The 20,414-nt window shown below is 69.9% G+C and carries 20 protein-coding genes; 13 read left to right on the top strand and 7 right to left on the bottom strand.

Annotated features, from left to right (window positions below; all coding sequences use genetic code 11):
- Window positions 1-21 precede the first annotated feature (21 nt).
- On the top strand, window positions 22-1,020 hold the full coding sequence (locus C6N31_RS05070) for a cytochrome c oxidase assembly protein (RefSeq protein ID WP_198357172.1): 999 nt from the start codon (window positions 22-24) through the stop codon (window positions 1,018-1,020).
- 83 nt (window positions 1,021-1,103) lie between these two features.
- On the opposite strand, the gene C6N31_RS05075 is transcribed toward C6N31_RS05070, so the two are convergent.
- From C6N31_RS05075 to C6N31_RS05090, 4 genes are all read right to left on the bottom strand, one after another.
- Window positions 1,104-1,427, bottom strand: a complete 324-nt coding sequence (locus C6N31_RS05075; protein ID WP_138356313.1) for a hypothetical protein — start codon at window positions 1,425-1,427, stop codon at window positions 1,104-1,106.
- Between the two features lie 260 nt (window positions 1,428-1,687).
- Entirely contained in the window at window positions 1,688-1,900 is a 213-nt protein-coding gene (locus C6N31_RS05080; RefSeq protein WP_138356314.1) for a hypothetical protein, read from the bottom strand.
- Window positions 1,901-2,211: 311 nt separating this feature from the next.
- On the bottom strand, window positions 2,212-2,637 hold the full coding sequence (locus C6N31_RS05085) for a hypothetical protein (RefSeq protein ID WP_138356315.1): 426 nt from the start codon (window positions 2,635-2,637) through the stop codon (window positions 2,212-2,214).
- Window positions 2,634-2,978, bottom strand: a complete 345-nt coding sequence (locus C6N31_RS05090) for a nuclear hormone receptor family protein (RefSeq protein ID WP_198357173.1) — start codon at window positions 2,976-2,978, stop codon at window positions 2,634-2,636. The genes C6N31_RS05085 and C6N31_RS05090 overlap by 4 nt, the downstream gene beginning before the upstream one ends.
- A gap of 142 nt (window positions 2,979-3,120) precedes the next feature.
- On the opposite strand from C6N31_RS05090, the gene C6N31_RS05095 reads away from it, so the two are divergent.
- Window positions 3,121-3,885 (top strand): GntR family transcriptional regulator, encoded by a 765-nt coding sequence (locus tag C6N31_RS05095; protein WP_138356317.1) that lies wholly within the window; start codon window positions 3,121-3,123, stop codon window positions 3,883-3,885.
- 9 nt (window positions 3,886-3,894) lie between these two features.
- Here C6N31_RS05095 and C6N31_RS05100 read toward each other — a convergent pair whose 3' ends face one another.
- Both C6N31_RS05100 and uvrA read right to left on the bottom strand, forming a co-directional pair.
- Window positions 3,895-4,314, bottom strand: coding sequence for a Rieske (2Fe-2S) protein (locus tag C6N31_RS05100; RefSeq protein WP_138356318.1), 420 nt, complete (start codon window positions 4,312-4,314; stop codon window positions 3,895-3,897).
- A gap of 88 nt (window positions 4,315-4,402) precedes the next feature.
- Window positions 4,403-7,396 (bottom strand): excinuclease ABC subunit UvrA, encoded by a 2,994-nt coding sequence (uvrA, locus tag C6N31_RS05105; protein WP_138356319.1) that lies wholly within the window; start codon window positions 7,394-7,396, stop codon window positions 4,403-4,405.
- Window positions 7,397-7,617: 221 nt separating this feature from the next.
- On the opposite strand from uvrA, the gene C6N31_RS05110 reads away from it, so the two are divergent.
- Both C6N31_RS05110 and C6N31_RS05115 read left to right on the top strand, forming a co-directional pair.
- Window positions 7,618-8,349 carry a maleylpyruvate isomerase family mycothiol-dependent enzyme gene (locus C6N31_RS05110; protein ID WP_138356320.1) on the top strand — a complete coding sequence of 244 codons (732 nt, stop codon included), beginning with the start codon at window positions 7,618-7,620 and terminating at the stop codon, window positions 8,347-8,349.
- A gap of 34 nt (window positions 8,350-8,383) precedes the next feature.
- Entirely contained in the window at window positions 8,384-9,040 is a 657-nt protein-coding gene (locus tag C6N31_RS05115) for an MBL fold metallo-hydrolase (protein ID WP_138356321.1), read from the top strand.
- A gap of 105 nt (window positions 9,041-9,145) precedes the next feature.
- On the opposite strand, the gene C6N31_RS05120 is transcribed toward C6N31_RS05115, so the two are convergent.
- Entirely contained in the window at window positions 9,146-10,057 is a 912-nt protein-coding gene (locus C6N31_RS05120; protein ID WP_198357174.1) for a hypothetical protein, read from the bottom strand.
- A 236-nt stretch (window positions 10,058-10,293) separates the two neighbouring features.
- Here C6N31_RS05120 and C6N31_RS05125 point away from each other — a divergent pair, with 236 nt between their 5' ends.
- The 9 genes from C6N31_RS05125 to tpiA all read left to right on the top strand — a co-directional run bounded on the left by C6N31_RS05125 (window position 10,294) and on the right by tpiA (window position 20,334).
- Entirely contained in the window at window positions 10,294-10,941 is a 648-nt protein-coding gene (locus C6N31_RS05125) for a papain-like cysteine protease family protein (RefSeq protein ID WP_138356323.1), read from the top strand.
- A 7-nt stretch (window positions 10,942-10,948) separates the two neighbouring features.
- On the top strand, window positions 10,949-11,821 hold the full coding sequence (locus C6N31_RS05130) for a hypothetical protein (protein ID WP_138356324.1): 873 nt from the start codon (window positions 10,949-10,951) through the stop codon (window positions 11,819-11,821).
- A 74-nt stretch (window positions 11,822-11,895) separates the two neighbouring features.
- Window positions 11,896-13,905, top strand: a complete 2,010-nt coding sequence (uvrC, locus tag C6N31_RS05135) for an excinuclease ABC subunit UvrC (protein ID WP_138356325.1) — start codon at window positions 11,896-11,898, stop codon at window positions 13,903-13,905.
- A 45-nt stretch (window positions 13,906-13,950) separates the two neighbouring features.
- Complete coding sequence (rapZ, locus tag C6N31_RS05140) at window positions 13,951-14,874, top strand: RNase adapter RapZ (RefSeq protein ID WP_138356326.1); 924 nt, start codon at window positions 13,951-13,953, stop codon at window positions 14,872-14,874.
- Entirely contained in the window at window positions 14,871-15,878 is a 1,008-nt protein-coding gene (locus C6N31_RS05145) for a gluconeogenesis factor YvcK family protein (protein ID WP_381587700.1), read from the top strand. The genes rapZ and C6N31_RS05145 overlap by 4 nt, the downstream gene beginning before the upstream one ends.
- Window positions 15,869-16,846: a DNA-binding protein WhiA gene (gene whiA, locus C6N31_RS05150; RefSeq protein ID WP_138356327.1), complete on the top strand. Its 978-nt coding sequence runs from the start codon at window positions 15,869-15,871 to the stop codon at window positions 16,844-16,846. Before C6N31_RS05145 ends, whiA begins: the two co-directional genes overlap by 10 nt.
- 384 nt (window positions 16,847-17,230) lie before the next feature.
- Complete coding sequence (gene gap, locus C6N31_RS05155; RefSeq protein WP_138356328.1) at window positions 17,231-18,235, top strand: type I glyceraldehyde-3-phosphate dehydrogenase; 1,005 nt, start codon at window positions 17,231-17,233, stop codon at window positions 18,233-18,235.
- A gap of 101 nt (window positions 18,236-18,336) precedes the next feature.
- The gene (locus tag C6N31_RS05160) at window positions 18,337-19,551 is read left to right on the top strand and encodes a phosphoglycerate kinase (protein ID WP_198357175.1); all 1,215 of its coding nucleotides are present in this window, start codon (window positions 18,337-18,339) and stop codon (window positions 19,549-19,551) included.
- Between the two features lie 6 nt (window positions 19,552-19,557).
- Complete coding sequence (tpiA, locus tag C6N31_RS05165) at window positions 19,558-20,334, top strand: triose-phosphate isomerase (RefSeq protein WP_138356330.1); 777 nt, start codon at window positions 19,558-19,560, stop codon at window positions 20,332-20,334.
- The last annotated feature ends 80 nt before the right edge of the window (window positions 20,335-20,414 follow it).

Genomic DNA, 20,414 nt, shown 5'->3' on the forward strand with positions numbered 1-20,414 from the left:
GGATGCGAGGACGAGGACGACATGGCTGCTGCGCTCAGCACCACGGCGGCGGCTCTGCCGGAACTGACGGTGCCCACATTCCTGGGCGCCTGGCAGCTGGACGGTGTGGCGCTCGCCGCCGTGGTCCTGCTGGGCGGGCTCTACGTGGCGGGCGTACGGCGGCACCGTCGCGCCGGCGGCCGCTGGCCGATCGCGCGGACCACGGCGTTCCTCGTGCTCGGCCTGGGCGCGATCGTGGTCGCCACGATGTCCGGCCTGGCCGCCTACGGCCGGGTGCTGTTCTGGCCCGCCGCCGTGCAGAACATCGTGCTGGACCTGATCGCCCCCCTGGGCCTGGCCCTCGGCGACCCGCTGGCCCTGGCGACCCCGGACGGCCCGCTGCACGGCGTACTGACCGGCCGCGTGGTGCGCCTGCTGACGTACCCGCTGGTCAGCTCGGCGGCGGTGCTCGGCTCCGAGCTGACGATCTACTTCACGCCCTACTTCGAGACGGCGCTGCGCCATGACGCCGTCCTCCAACTGATGCATCTCCAACTGCTGCTGACCGGCTGCCTGTTCGTCCTGCCGATGCTCACCCACCAGGAACTGCTGCCCCGCTGGTGCACCCACCCGGTACGGGCCGCCCTGGTCTTCCTCGACGGCCTCTTCGACTCGCTCCCCGGCATCGTCGTCATGACCAGCGGCACCCTGGTCGCCGGCCACTGGTACGCGGCCCAGCCCCGCACCTGGGGCCCGACCCCCAAGCAGGACCAGCTGATCGGCGGCGGCCTGATGCTCACCCTCGCCGAACTGGTCGGACTGCCCTTCCTGATCGCGGTCTTCGCCCAGTGGTGGCGCACGGACCGCGCGAAAACCGCCGAACTGGACGCCCGCCTGGACCACGAACTCCTCCCGGCGGCCACGGCCTCAGGCGCGTCGGCGTCGGCCCACGAGCCCGCCGCCGCCGTCCCGGAAATGACCCGCCCGTGGTGGGAGACGGACTCGGGCGAGGTGGGCCAACGAATGAGGCGCCGCTCGTAGGGCCTGTCCGATCCGACGCGGCTCACTGCCGCGCGGATCGCGTCACCAAGATCCATGCCACGGCACCAGCTCGTGGCCAGCGGCTACCCGAGCTTGGAGCCGGCCTTGTCGTAGGCGGCGGCTTGGGTGGGCGTGAGATATCGGGAGACGCGGACGAGGACCGTCCCGTGCGGGTAGTCGTACTCGGCGAGCATGGGAATGCTCGCCGTGACCTTCTGGATGTACTCGGCGCGGGTCTTCGCGGCCTCTGTGGTCGGGAAGACCTCGATGCAGCCGCCGAGTTCGACGTCTCCCGTCTTGTACATGCTGGCGTCGGCGCCTTTGATCCGACTGTCGGCGAACTTGATCGCTGACGTGTACCGGCCAGGGCGACCCATCAGGTGATTGCTGTCGTTCTCAGCGGTCACCGTGACCGTGAGCTTCGCGGTCGGAACATCCTTGGCAATCGCTCCGAACGCTGTGGTCGCGGTGACGCCGGCCGCTGATGGTGCGGAATTGCCTGCGGGTTTGTTCGGGGAGGGCGTAGTGCCCATCGAGCAGCCCGTAGCGAAGAGAAGGCCACAGGCGATGATGGCGGTGGCGCGGGCTGAATGAGCGTGCATGAGTCCCCTTGGTTTCCGGCAAGCGGTGACGGCATCGCCGCTCGGCGATCCGTCACGGCCCCGCGTCACTTGATCTGCTGCTTGCTGCGGTCGAGGAGAAGGACGTGCACGACCGTCGTGATCATGAATGTCCAGACGGCTACCGCGAACCATGCGTTGACCTTGGGCTGGACGATGGCGAAGCCGAGAACGGTCGCGCTAAGAGCTGCGTAGGCGGCTGGAGCTCGCCATCCGATGATCTTGCGGTGCCAGGCGATGACGAATGGCAAGAAGGCCAAGAGCGACATGCTGACCAGGGGTAGGGCAGCCCACGCGTACCGCTGCCATGGCTCGGTGAACATTCGGCGCTGAACGGTCGGGATGAGGAACGGGTTGGTGATGTTGGCCCCCAGGCGGCTTGAGGGTGCAGCGTGACAGTGCCCGAAGGCGCTTGGCGGCGGTGTGACGGATCTGTTACTAAGCGTTGCCCGCCGTGGCATCCCGCGAGTGCGGCACGAAGCTGCGGTCTGGGAGGACCTGCCGGGCGGGGGCTTCGAGTTGTCCCCAAAACCTGGGGTTGCTACCGCGAGGCGGTCCGGGAGTTGCTGTCTCAGCGGGACTTCGGGACGAACGGGTCGGCGGTACGGAAGCGGATGGTGCCGTCCGTGTCCGCCGGGTGTTCGGCCAGCGGGATGATCCGGTACGCCACAGGGCACTTGGCGTCCGCGTACAGCAATCTGCCGGGACCGGTCGGCGCGGGCCGGTTGCCGATCGGGACGGCCATTGCGGCGTCGATCGGGTCGTGGCACAAGTGGCACCATGCGTGCGGTTGCCGTTCAACCGCGACGGCGCAGGACGGTTCGCATGCATACAGTTCGACGTCGTCGGCGTGTACGCCGGTCCCGATGTGGTGTGTGCCTATCGACCGGGCGCGGTAGAGGCGCGCTGCGCAGTGCGCGCAGTTCAGTCCGCGCAATTGGTTGATGGTGAGCCGGTCCGGGTCGATGACCGGAGGCTGGGTGTTGTCGGTGCTCATGGCGTCTTCTCCTGGGTGACTTCTGCCCAGAGTCCGTGATCGTCCGGGGTGGTGCCGTGGCAGGATGAGAAGCCGCGGATGATCGAGAGACCGGCACCCCTGACGCTGTGCAGAGGTAACGCCACGTTGCCGGACGCGGAGATGCGGGCTCGGTAACCGGCCGTGGAGAGGGTCATCTGGATCTTCGCCGGTCGTGTCGCCAGGACGGCGACGAAGAGTTCGTCGGCCAGCAGCGGAGCGTCCTCGTGGCACACGTGACTGCCCACCCATACCCGGACGACGCGAACCTGCTCGGCATCCCCGGGGAAGCGGCGCTGCCAGCTCTGTCCGGATTCAGGCATGGGTGTGCTCCCAAACTCCACAATGTTCTGAGTACGGAAAGTTCTTTTCCGTACGCAGAATCGCGCGCGACTTGGCGAGGGTCAAGCGAAGCGGCCAATATGTGAGTACAGAATCGGACGATCACTCGGGAGGGTGATTCGCGTGCCCCGCGAGGAACGGCCGGAGTACCTCCGCATCGCCGCCGAAGTACGTGCCCAGATCCATGACGGCACCTACGCGCCGGACGACCGCCTACCCACCCTGCCGGAGCTGTGCGAGGCGCACGGCGTCTCCGAGACGACGATCCGCAACGCTCTCGCGGTCCTGCGCAACGAGGGACTGATCGAGACCCGGACCCGCGCGGGCACCATCGTCCGCAAACGGCCGCCCGTTCACCGCATGGCAGCTGACCGGTACCGCACCAACACCACGGCGCCGCAAACGGCGTTCACCAAGGACCAAGGCATCGGCTGGTCCGAATACCGGCTCGACAAGCGGTACGTGAAGAAGCGGGCCGACGCCGAACTGGCCGCACTCTTCGAGTGCGAAATCGGCGAACCGCTTCTCGCCCGCCACTTCGTGTTCTACGACAACGATGCCCCGACGCAGATGTCCATCAGCTATGTCCGCTGGTCCGATGTCGCCGCTACACCTGTCGCCGACCCGATCAACGAGCCGTGGCCGGGTGGCACTCGTGCGCAGTTCAAGACGCTGGGCATCCATGTCAACCGCATCACCGAGTCGTTCACCACGGCCATGCCCACCGAGGACGAGCAGGCGACGCTGCGCATCGGCGGCTCCGTGCCGGTGATCCGCTTCACCCGCAGGCACGTCGCCGACGACGGCCGGGTGGTCGAGGTTGCGCACCCGATCGTCCGGCGGGGTGACACCACGGTCGTCGAGTTCGCGATCGACCTCGACGACTGATGCCGGGTGTCAGGCCTTGCGGCCGGTGATCAGTTTGCCGCCCTCGACGCGCACCTCGACGGCGGGCAGCGGCTCGGTCGCCGGGCCCTGGACGACGGCGCCGGTCGTGGCGTTGAAGCGGCTGCCGTGGCAGGGGCAGGAGATGATGCCGTCCTCGACCTTGTCCACCACGCAGCCGGCGTGCGTGCACACCGCGCTGACCGCCTTGTAGGCGCCCTGGGTGGGCTGCGAGACCACGACCTTGTCATCGCGGAACAGCTTGGCGCCGCCGACGGCGACCTCGGTGGCCGGGCCGAGGTCGACGGGACCGGTGGCCGCGGCCTTGTCCTTGCCGGATCCGCCGCAGGCCGTGAGGCCCAGGCCGGCGACTCCGGCGAGAGCCGCGCCCCGCAGGACGGTACGGCGGCAGGCGGCGTGCGGTTCGGTCATCGTGGTGCTCCAGGCTCAGGACGCGGAAAGGGACGCAGGGACTGATCTTGAGACCAGTACCCTACGTCCCGAACCTGTGCCCAGCGGGTCAGGCCTTGCCCGCTGCCTTCTTGCGCGGCGCCGCCTTCTTGGCGGGTGCCGCGACGGTTTCCGCGACCGTGGCCTTCTTCGCGGTGACCTTCCTGGCCGGGGCCTTCTTCACCGCCGGCTTCTTCCTCGGCGACACCGTGGCGTCACTCACCCGGTCGCCGAGGATGTCCCGCAGGAACTTGCCGGTGTGGCTGGCCGTCGACCCCGCGATCTCCTCCGGGGTGCCCTCGGCCACCACCAGACCGCCGCCGTTGCCGCCCTCCGGGCCCATGTCGATGACCCAGTCGGCGGTCTTGATGACATCGAGGTTGTGCTCGATGACGATGACCGTGTTGCCCTTGTCGACCAGGCCCGACAGCACCTTGATGAGCTTGCTGATGTCCTCGAAGTGCAGACCGGTGGTCGGCTCGTCCAGGACGTAGACCGTCCGGCCGGTGGAGCGCTTCTGCAGCTCGCTGGCGAGCTTGACGCGCTGCGCCTCGCCGCCGGAGAGGGTCGGCGCCGACTGCCCGAGCCGGACGTAGCCCAGCCCCACCTCGTTCAGGGTGCGCAGATGACGGGAGATCGTCGGGACGGCCTCGAAGAAGTCCAGCGCCTCCTCGATCGGCATGTCGAGCACCTCGGAGATGGACTTGCCCTTGAAGTGCACCTCCAGCGTCTCGCGGTTGTAGCGGGCGCCGTGGCAGACCTCGCACGGGACGTAGACGTCCGGCAGGAAGTTCATCTCGATCTTGATCGTGCCGTCGCCCGAGCAGTTCTCGCAGCGTCCGCCCTTGACGTTGAAGGAGAAGCGGCCCGGCAGATAGCCGCGCACCTTCGCCTCCATCGTCTCGGCGAAGAGCCTGCGGACGTGGTCGAAGACACCGGTGTACGTGGCCGGGTTGGAGCGCGGGGTGCGGCCGATCGGCGACTGGTCCACGTGCACGACCTTGTCCACCAGGTCGTCGCCCTCCACCCGGGTGTGCCGGCCCGGGACGCTGCGCGCCCCGTTCAGCTCGCGCGCCAGGTGGGTGTAGAGGATGTCGTTCACCAGCGTCGACTTGCCGGATCCCGAGACACCGGTGATGGCGGTGAGCACCCCGAGCGGGAAGGACACGTCGATGTCCTGCAGGTTGTGCTCGCGGGCGCCGTGCACGGTCAGCTGCCGGTCGCGGTCCACCGGCCGGCGCACGTCCGGCATCGGGATCGAGCGCTTGCCGGACAGATACTGGCCGGTCAGCGACTCCTCGTTGGTCAGCAGGTCCTTGAGCGAACCCGAGTGCACGACCTTGCCGCCGTGCTCACCGGCGCCCGGGCCGATGTCGACGATCCAGTCGGCGATCTTGATGGTGTCCTCGTCGTGCTCCACCACGATCAGGGTGTTGCCGAGGTCCCGCAGCCGCACCAGGGTCTCGATGAGCCGGTGGTTGTCCCGCTGGTGCAGACCGATCGACGGCTCGTCCAGCACGTACAGCACGCCGACCAGGCCGGAGCCGATCTGGGTGGCGAGCCGGATGCGCTGGGCCTCGCCGCCGGACAGGCTTCCCGAGGCGCGGTTGAGCGAGAGATAGTCCAGGCCGACGTCGACCAGGAACTTCAGCCGCTCGTTGACCTCCTTCAGGACCCGTTCGGCGATCTTCTTGTCGCGGGCGTCCAGCTTCATCGCGGAGAGGAAGTCGGCGCAGTCGCTGATCGACATCGCGGAGACATCGGCGATGGACCGGCCCTGGACGGTGACCGCGAGGACGATCGGCTTGAGCCGGGTGCCCTCACAGGTCGGGCACGGCACCTCGCGCATGAAGCCCTCGAAGCGCTCGCGGCTGGAGTCCGTCTCGGACTCCTGGTGCCGCCGCTTGACGAACGGGATCGCGCCTTCGAAGTTGGTCGTGTACGCGCGCTCGCGGCCGTACCGGTTCTTGTAAGCCACCTTGATCTGCGTCTTGTGCCCGTGGAGCAGCGCCTTCTTGGCGCGGACCGGCAGACCCGCCCAGGGAATGTCCGTACGGAAGCCGAGCTCCTCGCCGAGTGCCTCGACGAGCCGCTGGAAGTACCCCTTGGACATACCGCCGGACCACGGCGCGACCGCGCCGTCCTCCAGCGACTTCTCCTCGTCCGGGACGATCAGCTCCGGGTCGACCTCCATGCGGGTGCCGATGCCGCTGCACTGCGGGCAGGCGCCGAAGGGCGAGTTGAAGGAGAAGGAGCGCGGCTCCAGCTCCTCGAAGGAGAGGTCGTCATAGGGGCAGTACAGGTGCTCGGAGAACATCCGCTCACGCTGCGGGTCGTCCTCGGGCAGATCGATGAAGTCCAGGATCACCATGCCGCCGGCCAGCCCGAGGGCGGTCTCGACGGAGTCGGTCAGCCGGCGCTTGGCGCTCTCCTTGACGGTGAGGCGGTCGATGACCACCTCGATGGTGTGCTTCTCCTGCTTCTTGAGCACCGGCGGCTCGGTCAGCTGGATGGTCACGCCGTCCACCCGGGCCCGGCTGTACCCCTTGGTCTGCAGGTCGGCGAAGAGATCGACGAACTCGCCCTTGCGCTCGCGCACCAGCGGGGAGAGCACCTGGAAGCGGCTGCCCTCCTCCAGCTCCAGCACCCGGTCGACGATGGCCTGCGGCGACTGGCGCGAGATCGGCCGGCGGCACTCGGGACAGTGCGGCTTGCCGATCCGGGCGAAGAGCAGCCGGAGGTAGTCGTAGACCTCGGTGATGGTGCCGACGGTGGAGCGCGGGTTGCGCGACGTGGACTTCTGGTCGATCGAGACGGCCGGTGAGAGGCCCTCGATGAAGTCGACGTCGGGCTTGTCCATCTGGCCCAGGAACTGCCGGGCGTAGGAGGAGAGCGACTCGACGTAGCGGCGCTGCCCCTCGGCGAAGATCGTGTCGAACGCGAGGGAGGACTTGCCCGAACCGGAGAGTCCGGTGAACACGATGAGCGCGTCCCGCGGGAGGTCGAGCGAGACGTTCTTGAGGTTGTGCTCGCGAGCGCCACGGACTGTGAGTCGATCGGCCACGCCAGTGCGCACCTTTCATAGAAAAGGAGAGGGTCGGCACCCCCAGTCAGCCTAAACGGGGCGCCGTCAACATTTCTTCCTGTTGTGACACACCGAGCCTATAGCACGCGCATTCGATTTACGGAGGGCGGCTGCCATGTTCACCCGACCGAGTGACCGCGCTAGCGTCGTCCGTGCACCGTCGATCAAGCTGTCGAGCACGTTGTCGATCAGGAGGCCCTGTGTCCGTCCAACGACCCGACCCCGCCCGCGATGCGGCTGCCGTACAAGCAGCCACCGAACGGCTGATCGAGGCGGTCGCGGCGCTCCCCGCCACCGCGGTCGCCGAGCCCTCGCTGCTGCCCGGCTGGACCCGCGGCCACGTCCTGGCCCACCTCGCCCGCAACGCCGACTCGCTCGTCAACCTCCTCACCTGGGCGCGCACCGGCGAGGAGACCCCGCAGTACATCAGCACCGAGGTGCGCGACAAGGACATCGCCGACGGCGCCGGCCGCCCGCTCGCCGAGCACCTCGACGACCTGCGCACCTCCGCCGACCGCTTCGCGCTGGCCACCGGGGAGATCCCGCCGCAGGCCTGGGCCGCCCAGGTCCGGATGCGGTCCGGCAAGGTGATCGCCGCAGCCGAGATCCCGTGGCGGCGGCTCGTCGAGATCAACTTCCACCATGTGGATCTCGGCATCGGCTGCGGCTTCGACGATCTGCCGGCGGACTTCACCGGGCGGCAGCTCGATGCGCTCCTCGACGGCCTCTCCGGCCACGAGGGCGTCGCCGCCGTCCGGCTGCACGACACCGGCAGCGGATCCTCCTGGGATCTCGGCGCCGCCACCGAGCCGGAGCTCACCGTCAGCGGTACCGGCAACGCCCTGCTGGCCTGGGTCAGCGGCCGCGCCAAGGGCGACGGCCTGACCACCGTCCCGGACCACCCGCTGCCCGTCCTCCCACCGCTCATCTGACGCCATTGACCTGGGCGCCACTAACCTGGGCGGCATGCCCTATAACGGAGAAGTGAAGGTCGGCGGCGCGCCGGACGTGCACGAGCTCACCGACCTCATCATCACCAAGGTCGCGGTCGGCCCGATGAACAACAACGCGTACCTGCTGCGCTGCCGGGACTCCGGTGACCAACTGCTGATCGACGCGGCCGCCGAGCCCCGGACGCTGCTCGGCCTGATCGGTGACGACGGAATCGCCTCCGTCGTCACCACCCATCGGCACGGCGACCACTGGAGCGCCCTCGCCGAGGTCAAGGCCGCCACCGGCGCGCGCACCCATGCCGGGCGCTACGACGCGGAGGGCATCCCGGTACCCACCGACGTCCTGGTCGAGGACGGCGACATCGTCCGGGTCGGGCGCATCGAGCTGACCGCCCGCCACCTGGTCGGCCACACCCCCGGCAGCATCGCCCTCGTCTACGACGACCCGCACGGCCACCCGCACCTGTGGACCGGCGACTGCCTCTTCCCCGGCGGCGTCGGCAACACCCACGACGACCCGGAGGCCTTCACCCGCCTCCTGGGCGACGTGACCGCCAAGCTCTTCGACGCCCTTCCCGACGAGACCTGGGTCTACCCGGGCCACGGCAGCGACACCTCACTCGGCGCCGAGCGCCCCCACCTCGCGGAGTGGCGCGAGCGCGGCTGGTGACCGGGTGGGGGCGGCCCGGCAACGGGCCGGCCCCACGCCGACGGATCCGTCCTGAGTGCGTTGGCGCCACCCCTCAGGACCGACCGGCCGGAACCGCCCGGCCCCTCAGGACCAGTCCCACGCGATGCCCAGCAGGCCCGGCCGTACCGTCTCCTCCACGAAGTGGACGGTGCCGCGGCCGTTGAGGAGCAGTTCGGCGACCGCCTGCTGGGGGGCGCCCTGGGTGGGTTGTTCGAAGCGGCGGCAGCGGACCGGGAGGGTGGTCGGGGCGAAGGCGGCCTGGAGGACGTACTGGCCGCCTCCGAAGGGGAAGCCGCGGACGTACTCGCCGCTCGGCGGGCCGCTGCCGTCGTCGAAGCCGTAGCCGAGCAGGGCGGTGTCGCCGCCGCGCAGGCGGCCGTCGAAGAGCAGCTCGGCGACGACCACGCCGGACTCCTGGTGCCGTCTGACCCGTCCGACGCGGCAGTTGTCGGCCGCCCGCACCCGGACCCGCTCGACATCGCAGCCGGGGTCCCCGTGGTGGATGGCCACATAGCGGTCCACACCGTCACGGTGTGCGCGGACCACATGCTGTGAGTCGTGGGCGAGCAGCTCGCGTGCCTCCCCGATCCGCACCCGCTCGTAGTGCACGACGGTGTGGAGCCCGCCGTCCGCCGGGGAGCCGAGCTCCGCGAGCAGGGTCTCCAGGGCCGCGGCGGGTTCCATCAGGTACTGGTAGGAGCGGGCCGGCGGCCGGTCGGGGTTCGTGCGGGGGACGAGCAGCCGGCTCAGGGAGTTCGCGGGCAGTTCCAGGATGTCCTCCAACGCCCGGACGGCGCGCAGCGATTCGGCCCGCTCCGGTCTGCGGATGCCGCTCTGCCAGTAGCTGAGGCTGGTGACGGACACCCGCACGCCGCGCTGCGCGAGACGGTGCCGGACCCGTTCCAGGGCCAGACCGCGGGCGGCCACGGCGGTCCGCAGCGCGTGGTGGAAGGGTCCGGTGCGCAGCGCCTCGGACAATGCGGTTCTCTGCGACATCGCGCTCCTCCGGCCGCGCGGTCTGTGAACGTTCACCCACGTGGTGGCCGGTACGTCTCGCGGCACGCTGCTGACCTGCTGATCCGATCCCTGTGTTCACACCCGTACCGCGGGCGTTCACACCTGGCTCGCCCCCACATTGAAGCCCGTTGACCGGTCCCCGACAACACCCGATGCTCTGATCCAGCGTCCGGACGCGCTCCTCCACCCCCCACTTCCCGACAGGGAGGAACGCCATGCTCCATCCCCTCCGCATGCGGTTGCGCGGCCGCGGGCGCCTCGCGGCGGTCGTGCTCGCACTCGCCGCGACACTCGGCCTCGGCATCACCGGCACCCCCACAGCCGGCGCCGCACCTGCCGCCGCATCCCTCGCCGCACCCGCCGCCGCGACCAGCACCCTGGCCGGCGCGAAGCAGCTGAACATCACCATGCAGGCGCAGCAGAACACCAACTGGTGCTGGGCCGCGAGCGGCAACACCATCGCCACCTGGTTCGGCCGCTCCTACTCGCAGAACCAGTTCTGCAACGCGGCCTTCAACCGGGCCCAGGGCTCGACCTGCGGCAACTGGCAGGCGTCGCTGGACAACGTGCAGAACGCGCTGGACTGGGCCGGCATCAACCCCGGCAGCTACGTCACCGGCTATCTGCGCTACACCACCGTGCAGAGCGAGATCAGCGCCAACCGGCCGGTGGAGACCCGTATCGCGTGGAGCTCCGGCGGCGGGCACATGCATGTGCTCTACGGCTACGACACCGCCACCAACTTCGTCTACTGGGGAGACCCGTGGCCGTCCAACTACCGCTACAACTGGGCGGACTACTCGTACTACGTCAACAACAGCTCGTTCTCCTGGACCCATTCGCTCTACCGGATCGGAGCGTGAGGCGCCGATGAAGACGAGCACGACACACAAGATCGCGGCAGTCGCGGTTGCCGCCCTGGCGTCCGGCGGACTCACCCTGGCCGCCGTCCCCGTGGCGCACGCCGACGACACACCCGCCGCCTCCGCCGCCGCCCGCGAAGCCGCCGCGGCGCCGGCCACCCTCGACACGCTCTCCCGCTTCTTCGCCCGTGACGGCGTCACCGCACTGAAGGCCGCGGCGCCGCACCTCGAAGGCGCGACCGTCACTGTCAACACCCTCAACCCCGGCTTCGTCGCGGGCGACCGGGGCGCGGCCGTCGCGCTGCCGGAGTTCGCCGCCACCAAGGCGGTCTCCGCCGACGGGCACACCGCCTCCGTGTGGACGGTGCGCAGCGGGACCGGCTGGAAGGTGGTGAACATCGCCACCGGCAGCGACGAGACCGACTACGTCGCCAAGGGCGGTGCTCAGCCCGGTTCCACGGTCTTCCGGGAACCGCAGATCGACGCCTGGTACGTGGTGCGCGCGGGCAGGGTCCTGCCGCTCGATCCGGACGCGGTCAAGGCCGTCGGCGCCGCCGGCACCACGCTGGCCGGCTACCAGCAGCTCGTCCACCGAAGGTACGGGGACAAGCTGCCCGGCTCGGCGTACGACCGGGCGGGCCTGGGCGGCGGCTACGACACGGGGGCCGCTCCCGGAGCCGCTCCCGGGGCCATCGGTCCCGCCGCAGCTCCGGCCGTCGCTCCGGCTGTCGCAGCGGCCCCCGAGGCGCAGGCCGCCCGGGCCGGCGCGGCGGACGGGCACCTCGGGAAGGGCGCCCCGCTCGGCGCGGTCGGCGCCGGTCTGGCGCTGATCACCGCCTTCGCCTTCGGCGTACGCCGCCGCACCACGCGGCGTAGCTGAACCGTCATTCCCGGTCCCCGCGCGTGACCCGTGCCGGGACCGGGAATGTCACCGCCCGCCAGTAGGGTGGTGGCATGGCAGACCCCTCCAGTTACAGACCGAAGCCGGGTCAGATCCCCGACTCGCCGGGGGTCTACAAGTTCCGGGACGAGCACGGCCGGGTGATCTACGTCGGCAAGGCGAAGAGCCTGCGCCAGCGGCTCTCCTCGTACTTCCAGGACATCGCCAACCTGCACCAGCGCACCGCCACCATGGTGACGACCGCCGCGTCCGTCGAGTGGACCGTGGTCGGCACCGAGGTCGAGGCGCTGCAGCTGGAGTACTCCTGGATCAAGGAGTTCGACCCCCGGTTCAACGTCAAGTACCGGGACGACAAGAGCTATCCCTCGCTGGCCGTCACCATGGGTGAGGAGTTCCCCCGGGTGCAGGTGATGCGCGGGCCCAAGAAGAAGGGCGTGCGGTACTTCGGGCCGTACGCCCACGCCTGGGCGATCCGCGAGACCGTGGACCTGATGCTGCGGGTCTTCCCCGTGCGGACCTGCTCCGCAGGGGTGTTCAAGCGGTCCGCGCAGATCGGCCGGCCCTGCCTGCTCGGCTACATCGGCAAGTGCGCCGCGCCCTGCGTCGGCCGCGTCACTCCGGACGAGCACCGCGAACTCGCCGAGGAGTTCTGCGACTTCATGGCCGGCCGCACCGGCACGTATCTGCGCCGCCTGGAGCAGCAGATGCGGGAGGCGGCCGGCGAGATGGAGTACGAGAGGGCCGCCAGGCTGCGTGACGACATAGAAGCGCTCAAGCGGGCCCTGGAGAAGAACGCGGTGGTGTTCAACGACGCCACCGACGCCGACCTGATCGCGGTCGCCGAGGACGAGCTGGAGGCGGCCGTCCAGATCTTCCACGTCCGCGCCGGCCGGGTACGGGGCCAGCGCGGCTGGGTCACCGACAAGGTCGAGGCGGTCGACACCGCCGGCCTCGTCGAGCACGCCCTGCAGCAGCTCTACGGTGACGAGAAGGGCGAGGGCGTCCCCAAGGAGGTGCTGGTCCCGGCCATGCCGCAGACCGCCGAGGCGCTCACCCAGTGGCTCGGCGAGCGGCGCGGTTCGCAGGTCAGCCTGCGGGTCCCGCAGCGCGGCGACAAGAAGGACCTGATGGTCACCGTGCAGCGCAACGCGCAGCAGGCGCTGGCGCTGCACAAGACCAAGCGCGCCTCGGACCTGACCACCCGCTCCCGGGCCCTGGAGGAGATCTCCGTGGCGCTGGAGCTGGAGACGGCCCCGCTGCGGATCGAGTGCTTCGACATCTCGCACCTCCAGGGTGACGACGTGGTCGCCTCGATGGTGGTCTTCGAGGACGGCCTGGCCCGCAAGAGCGAGTACCGCCGTTTCCAGATCAAGTCCTTCGAGGGCCAGGACGACGTCCGGTCGATGCACGAGGTGATCTCCCGGCGCTTCCGACGCTATCTGCAGGAGAAGCAGAAGACGGGCGAGTGGGACGTCGGCGCGGCCGGCGGCGAGGTCGGCGCCGAGGGTGGCGAGGCCGGCGAGGCGGTGGGCGGGCCCATCGACCCCGAGACCGGCCGGCCGCGCAAGTTCGCGTACCCGCCGCAGCTCGTCGTCGTCGACGGCGGGCAGCCGCAGGTCGCGGCCGCCCAGCGGGCGCTCGCGGAGCTGGGCATCGAGGACGTGGCCGTCTGCGGCCTCGCCAAGCGCCTGGAAGAGGTCTGGCTGCCGGACGACGACGACCCGGTGATCCTGCCCCGCACGAGCGAGGGCCTGTACCTGTTGCAGCGGATCCGGGACGAGGCACACCGCTTCGCGATCTCGTACCAGCGCACCAAACGATCGAAATCGATGAAGGCGGGCGCCCTGGACGCGGTGCCGGGCCTCGGCGAGACGCGCCGCCAGGCGCTGCTCAAGCATTTCGGCTCCCTCAAGCGGCTGCGGGCCGCCACGGTGGAGCAGATCTGCGAGGTGCCCGGCATCGGCCGCCGCACGGCCGAGACGGTCGCCGCGGCCCTGGCCGCAGCCGCGCCCGCCGTTCCCGCGGTGAACACCGCCACGGGAGAGATCATTGAGGATGAGTAGACGGCCGCACCCGGGGGCCGCCTCAGTGGAACGGGGGAGACAGCGATGACAGAGAACGACGGAGACGGAGCAACCGTGACGACCGGTGGAGCGGGTGAGGCCGCCGAGGCCATCCCCGAACTGGTGATCATCTCCGGCATGTCCGGAGCCGGCCGCAGCACCGCGGCCAAGTGCCTCGAGGACCTCGGCTGGTTCGTCGTGGACAACCTGCCGCCCGCCCTGATCCCCACCATGGTGGACCTCGGCGCGCGCTCGCAGGGCAATGTGGCGCGGATCGCGGTCGTCGTGGACGTCCGCGGCCGCCGCTTCTTCGACAATCTGCGGGAGTCGCTGGCCGACCTCGACACCAAGGGCGTCAAGCGCCGCGTGGTGTTCCTGGAGGCCTCAGACGACCTTCTGGTGCGCCGCTTCGAGTCCGTCCGCCGCCCGCACCCGCTGCAGGGCGACGGCCGGATCGTGGACGGCATCGCCAAGGAGCGCGATCTGCTGCGCGAGCTGCGCGGCGAGGCCGACCTGGTGATCGACACCTCCAGCCTGAACGTGCACGAGCTGCGATCGAAGATGGACGCCCAGTTCGCGGGCGACGGGGAGCCCGAGCTGCGGGCGACCGTCATGTCCTTCGGCTTCAAGTACGGGCTCCCGGTCGACGCGGACCTGGTGGTCGACTGCCGCTTCATCCCGAACCCGCACTGGGTCCCGGAGCTGCGCCCGTACACCGGGCTGAACGACGAGGTCGCCCAGTACGTCTTCAACCAGCCCGGCGCCAAGGAGTTCCTGGACCGGTACGCCGAGCTGCTGCACATCATCGCCGCCGGCTACCGCCGGGAGGGCAAGCGGTACGTGACGATCGCCGTCGGCTGCACCGGCGGCAAGCACCGCAGCGTCGCGATGTCCGAGCGGCTCGCCGCGCGGCTCTCCTCGGACGGGGTGGAGACCGTCATCGTCCACCGGGACATGGGGCGCGAGTGATCCGGACGGCACGGCGCCTGCGTCGCACGAGCCGTCGCTCCGGAGTACCGCCGAAAGTGGTCGCCCTGGGCGGCGGCCACGGCCTGTCCGCGTCGCTGAGCGCCCTGCGCCGGATCACCGGCGACCTGACCGCCGTCGTCACCGTCGCCGACGACGGCGGTTCCAGCGGCCGGCTGCGCGAGGAGATGGGCGTCCTGCCCCCCGGTGACCTGCGCAAGGCGCTGGCCGCGCTGTGCGGGGACGACGAGTGGGGGCGGACCTGGGCGCAGGTGATCCAGCACCGCTTCGTCAGCAAGGGCGATCTGCACGGACACGCCGTAGGCAATCTGCTGATTGTCGCCCTCTGGGAGCAGCTCAACGACGAGGTCGCGGCACTCGAATGGGTCGGCCGGCTGCTGGGTGCGCACGGCCGGGTGCTGCCCATGTCCGCGGTGCCGCTGGACCTCCATGCGAGCGTCCGCGGGCACGACCCCGCGGCGCCCGACGAGACCACCACGGTGCGGGGCCAGGCAACGGTCGCCCTCACCCCCGGTGACGTGCAGGAAGTGTGGCTGCAGCCGGCCGATCCGCCGGCCGTTCCGGAGGCCGTCCAGGCGGTCCTGGACGCCGACTGGGTGGTCCTCGGACCGGGGTCCTGGTTCTCCTCGGTGATCCCGCATCTGCTGGTCCCGGAGCTGGCCGACGCACTGGTGAACACCCGGGCCCGCAAGGTCCTCACACTGAACCTCGCACCCCAGCCGGGGGAAACCGACGGCTTTTCTCCGCAGCGTCACTTGGAGGTTTTGGCCCGACACGCCCCTAAACTCACCATCGACGTGGTGTTGGCCGACGAGGCCGCCGTGCCCGACCGCGACAGCCTGGTCAAGGCTGCCGAAGGGTTGGGCGGCACGGTCGAGCTGGCGCGGATAGCGGCCCCCGACGGGCCGCGGCACGATCCGGAGCTGCTGGCCACCGCGTATGACCGGATTTTTCGTATGCGTGGAAGGATCGGCCCATGGCGATGACGCCAGCGGTGAAGGATGAGATCTCCCGGCTCCCCGTCACCCGGACCTGCTGCCGGAAGGCGGAGGTCTCGTCGATCCTGCGGTTCGCGGGCGGTCTGCACCTGGTGAGCGGCCGCATCGTGATCGAGGCGGAGCTGGACACCGGGATCGCGGCCCGGCGGCTGCGGAAGGACATCCTGGAGATCTTCGGCCACTCCTCCGACCTGGTGGTGATGGCCCCCGGCGGGCTGCGCCGCGGCAGCCGGTACGTGGTCAGGGTGGTCGCCGGCGGTGACCAGCTGGCACGGCAGACCGGTCTGGTGGACGGCCGCGGCCGTCCCATCCGGGGCCTGCCCCCGCAGGTCGTCTCCGGTGCCACCTGCGACGCCGAGGCGGCCTGGCGCGGCGCCTTCCTGGCCCACGGCTCGCTCACCGAGCCGGGCCGCTCCTCGTCGCTGGAGGTCACCTGCCCCGGCCCCGAGGCGGCGCTGGCCCTGGTCGGCGCGGCCCGCAGGCTGCAGATCCCGGCCAAGGCCCGCGAGGTGCGCAACGTCGACCGGGTCGTCGTACGGGACGGCGACGCGATCGGCGCGCTGCTGACCCGGCTCGGCGCCCATGACTCCGTCCTGGCCTGGGAGGAGCGCCGGATGCGCCGCGAGGTCCGGGCCACCGCGAACCGGCTGGCGAACTTCGACGACGCGAACCTGCGCCGTTCCGCGCGGGCCGCGGTCGCGGCCGGCGCCCGGGTGCAGCGCGCCCTGGAGATCCTCGGCGAGGAGGTCCCCGAGCACCTCGCGGCGGCCGGCCGGCTGCGGATCGAGCACAAGCAGGCGTCGCTGGAGGAGCTGGGCTCGCTCGCCGAGCCGCCGCTGACCAAGGACGCGGTCGCCGGCCGTATCCGCCGGCTGCTGGCCATGGCCGACAAGCGCGCCTCCGACATGGGGATGCCCGGCACCGAGGCGAACCTCACCGAGGAAATGGTCGGCTGACTCCGCCGCTGTTCACCCACCGCACGCCCCGGTGTTCCGCACAGGACACCGGGGCGCGGTGCGTCCGGGTGCGGCCGGCGCCGCGGACCCCACGCGGAGCTCAACCGCCGTGCGGACGTGGCCCGGTGGCGGCGCCGAACGGTTTGTTGAATTGCGGGCCGGGCCGTCTCAGCATCCGGAGCCGCTACGGACGGCTTCCACGGTGACACTCCGTGACAGGTGGGGTGAACTGGGAAAACGGCCGCTGAGCGGGCGCTCAGAGCCCGTCCGGGCGCTGTCGATGTCACTGGGAACACGTGGGCGAGGTAGGGTCGTGGGTGGTCGGGGACATCCCATATTTCGCAGCCGGAGTGTATTCCGGCACATCAGCGAGGAGATCGGTTCGTGACGATCCGGGTAGGCATCAACGGCTTCGGTCGTATTGGTCGCAACTTCTTCCGTGCCGTGCTTGAGCAGGGCGCGGACATCGAGATCGTCGGTGTCAACGACCTGACCGACAACGCGACCCTGGTGCACCTTCTTAAGTACGACAGCATCCTGGGCCGTCTCAAGGCCGAGGTCACGCACACCGACAACACCATCACCGTCGGCGGCAAGACCTTCAAGACGATGGCGGAGCGGGACCCGGCGAACCTGCCGTGGGCCGAGCTCGGCGCGGACATCGTCATCGAGTCCACGGGCTTCTTCACCAAGCGCGACGACGCCGCCAAGCACCTCGCGGCCGGCGCGAAGAAGGTCCTCATCTCGGCTCCGGCCAAGGACGAGGACATCACCGTGGTCATGGGCGTCAACCACGAGAAATACGACGCGGCGAAGCACAACATCATCTCCAACGCCTCGTGCACCACGAACTGTGTGGCGCCGATGGCGAAGGTGCTCCTGGAGAACTTCGGCATCGTCAAGGGCATGATGACCACGGTCCACGCCTACACGAACGACCAGAAGATCCTGGACTTCCCGCACAGCGACCTGCGCCGTGCGCGGGCCGCCGCGATCAACATCATCCCGACCTCCACGGGTGCCGCCAAGGCCACCGCGCTGGTCATCCCCGAGCTCAAGGGCAAGCTGGACGGCACCTCGCTGCGCGTCCCGGTCCCGACCGGCTCGATCACCGACCTCGTGGTGACCGTCGAGCGCGACGTCACCAAGGAAGAGGTCAACGCGGCCTTCCAGAAGGCGGCCGAGGGCCAGCTCAAGGGCATCCTCGAGTACACCGAGGACCTCATCGTCTCCACGGACATCGTCAACGAGCCGGCCTCGTGCACGTTCGACTCGCAGATGACCATGGTCCAGGGCGACCAGGTCAAGATCTTCGGCTGGTACGACAACGAGTGGGGCTACTCCAACCGCCTGGTGGACCTGACCACCTTCGTCGGCGGCCAGCTCTGAGTCACGGCCTAGCCACGCAGATGTGAGTGACAGGGCTCGGCCGACGCGATGACGCGTCGGCCGGGCCCTGTCCCTTGTCGACCACGAGGAGCCCACCGGATATGAAGACGATCGACGACCTCCTGAACGAGGGACAGGTCGCGGGCAAGCGGGTGTTCGTCCGCGCCGACCTGAACGTGCCGCTCTCCGGCGCCACCATCACCGACGACGGCCGGATCCGTGCCGCCGTCCCGACCATCACCAAGCTCGTCGCCGCGGGCGCGAAGGTGATCGTCGCCTCACACCTGGGCCGCCCCAAGGGCGAGCCCGACCCGCAGTTCTCGCTCGCACCGGTCGCCGTACGCCTCGGCGAACTGCTCGGCACGGAGGTCGCGTTCGCGGCCGACACCGTCGGGGACAGCGCGCAGGCGGCCGTCGCCGGACTGGCCGACGGCGGCGTGGTGCTGCTGGAGAACCTGCGGTTCAACGCGGGCGAGACCGCGAAGGACGATGCCGAGCGCGGCGCCTTCGCCGACCGCCTGGCATCGCTCGCGGACGTCTACGTCGGTGACGGCTTCGGCGCCGTGCACCGCAAGCACGCCTCCGTGTTCGACCTCCCGGCGCGCCTCCCGCACTTCGCGGGCGGCCTGATCGCCACCGAGGTCGACGTACTGAAGGAGCTCACCTCCGAGGTGAAGCGGCCGTACGCGGTCGTGCTCGGCGGGGCGAAGGTCTCCGACAAGCTCGGTGTCATCGACCACCTGCTGGAGAAGGCCGACCGGATCCTGATCGGCGGCGGCATGGTCTTCACCTTCCTCAAGGCCCAGGGCCACGAGGTGGGCAGGAGCATGCTCCAGGAGGACCAGATCCCGGTCGTCCAGGAGTACCTCAAGCGCGCCGAGGCCAAGGGCGTGGAGTTCGTGCTGCCGGTCGACGTCGTCGCCGCGGGCGCCTTCCCCGACCTCAAGGCGCAGGCGCCGACCAACCCGGTGACCGTCGACGTCGACGCCATCCCGGCCGACGTGATGGGCCTGGACATCGGTCCGAAGTCCGGTGCGCTCTTCGCCTCGAAGCTCGCCGACGCGGCCACCGTGTTCTGGAACGGCCCGATGGGTGTCTTCGAGCACCCGGACTACGCCGAGGGCACCCGCGCGGTCGCCCAGGCCCTGATCGACAGCCCAGCGTTCACCGTGGTCGGCGGCGGTGACTCGGCCGCGGCCGTGCGCATCCTCGGCTTCGACGAGAACGCTTTCGGCCACATCTCGACCGGTGGCGGCGCGAGCCTCGAATACCTCGAGGGCAAGACGCTCCCCGGCCTCGCCGCACTGGAGGACTGACCCAGCATGAGCACCCGTACCCCGCTGATGGCCGGCAACTGGAAGATGAACCTCAACCACCTCGAGGCCATCGCGCACGTCCAGAAGCTCGCCTTCGCGCTCACCGACAAGGACTACGACGCCGTCGAGGTCGCCGTCCTGCCGCCCTACATCGACCTGCGTTCGGTACAGACCCTGGTCGACGGCGACAAGCTGAAGATCAAGTACGGCGCCCAGGACCTCTCCGCGCACGATTCCGGCGCGTACACCGGTGAGATCTCCGGATCGATGCTGGCCAAGCTGAAGTGCACGTTCGTGGCCATCGGCCACAGCGAGCGACGCCAGTACCACGGTGAGGACGAGGAACTCGTCAACGCCAAGATCAAGGCCGCGTACAAGCACGGGCTGACGCCGATCCTGTGCGTCGGTGAGGGACTGGACGTCCGCAAGGCCGGTCAGCAGGTCCCGCACACCCTCGCTCAGCTCGACGGCGCGCTGCAGGACATCCCGGCCGAGCAGGCCGAGACGATCGTCGTCGCGTACGAGCCCGTGTGGGCGATCGGCACCGGCGAGGTCGCCACCCCCGAGGACGCGCAGGAGGTCTGCGGTGCCATCCGCGGCCGCCTCGCCGAGCTGTACAGCCAGGAGCTGGCCGAAAAGGTCCGTATCCAGTACGGCGGCTCGGTCAAGTCCGGAAACGTTGCGGCGATCATGGCGCAGCCGGACGTGGACGGCGCCCTGATCGGTGGCGCGGCGCTCGACGCGGAGGAGTTCGTCAAGATCGTCCGCTTCCGCGACCAGTAGGACCAGCAGGCGGTGGGCCTAGCAGGCCCGCACGAAGTACCCTGTCGGGGCCGGACCGGCGCACTGGCGCCCGGTTCGGC

Origin of the sequence: Streptomyces fildesensis, assembly GCF_016107395.1 — a bacterium.
In the GTDB taxonomy this organism is placed as follows: Bacteria; Actinomycetota; Actinomycetes; order Streptomycetales; family Streptomycetaceae; genus Actinacidiphila; species Actinacidiphila fildesensis.

Coding starts and splice junctions, on each gene's coding strand:
- C6N31_RS05070 (WP_198357172.1), top strand. CDS start 22: ATGGCTGCTGCGCTCAGCACCACGGCGGCGGCTCTGCCGGAACTGACG.
- C6N31_RS05085 (WP_138356315.1), bottom strand. CDS start 2,637: ATGAGCACCGACAACACCCAGCCTCCGGTCATCGACCCGGACCGGCTC.
- C6N31_RS05090 (WP_198357173.1), bottom strand. CDS start 2,978: ATGCCTGAATCCGGACAGAGCTGGCAGCGCCGCTTCCCCGGGGATGCC.
- C6N31_RS05100 (WP_138356318.1), bottom strand. CDS start 4,314: ATGACCGAACCGCACGCCGCCTGCCGCCGTACCGTCCTGCGGGGCGCG.
- C6N31_RS05115 (WP_138356321.1), top strand. CDS start 8,384: ATGCCCTATAACGGAGAAGTGAAGGTCGGCGGCGCGCCGGACGTGCAC.
- C6N31_RS05120 (WP_198357174.1), bottom strand. CDS start 10,057: ATGTCGCAGAGAACCGCATTGTCCGAGGCGCTGCGCACCGGACCCTTC.
- C6N31_RS05125 (WP_138356323.1), top strand. CDS start 10,294: ATGCTCCATCCCCTCCGCATGCGGTTGCGCGGCCGCGGGCGCCTCGCG.
- C6N31_RS05130 (WP_138356324.1), top strand. CDS start 10,949: ATGAAGACGAGCACGACACACAAGATCGCGGCAGTCGCGGTTGCCGCC.
- uvrC (WP_138356325.1), top strand. CDS start 11,896: ATGGCAGACCCCTCCAGTTACAGACCGAAGCCGGGTCAGATCCCCGAC.
- rapZ (WP_138356326.1), top strand. CDS start 13,951: ATGACAGAGAACGACGGAGACGGAGCAACCGTGACGACCGGTGGAGCG.
- whiA (WP_138356327.1), top strand. CDS start 15,869: ATGGCGATGACGCCAGCGGTGAAGGATGAGATCTCCCGGCTCCCCGTC.
- C6N31_RS05160 (WP_198357175.1), top strand. CDS start 18,337: ATGAAGACGATCGACGACCTCCTGAACGAGGGACAGGTCGCGGGCAAG.
- tpiA (WP_138356330.1), top strand. CDS start 19,558: ATGAGCACCCGTACCCCGCTGATGGCCGGCAACTGGAAGATGAACCTC.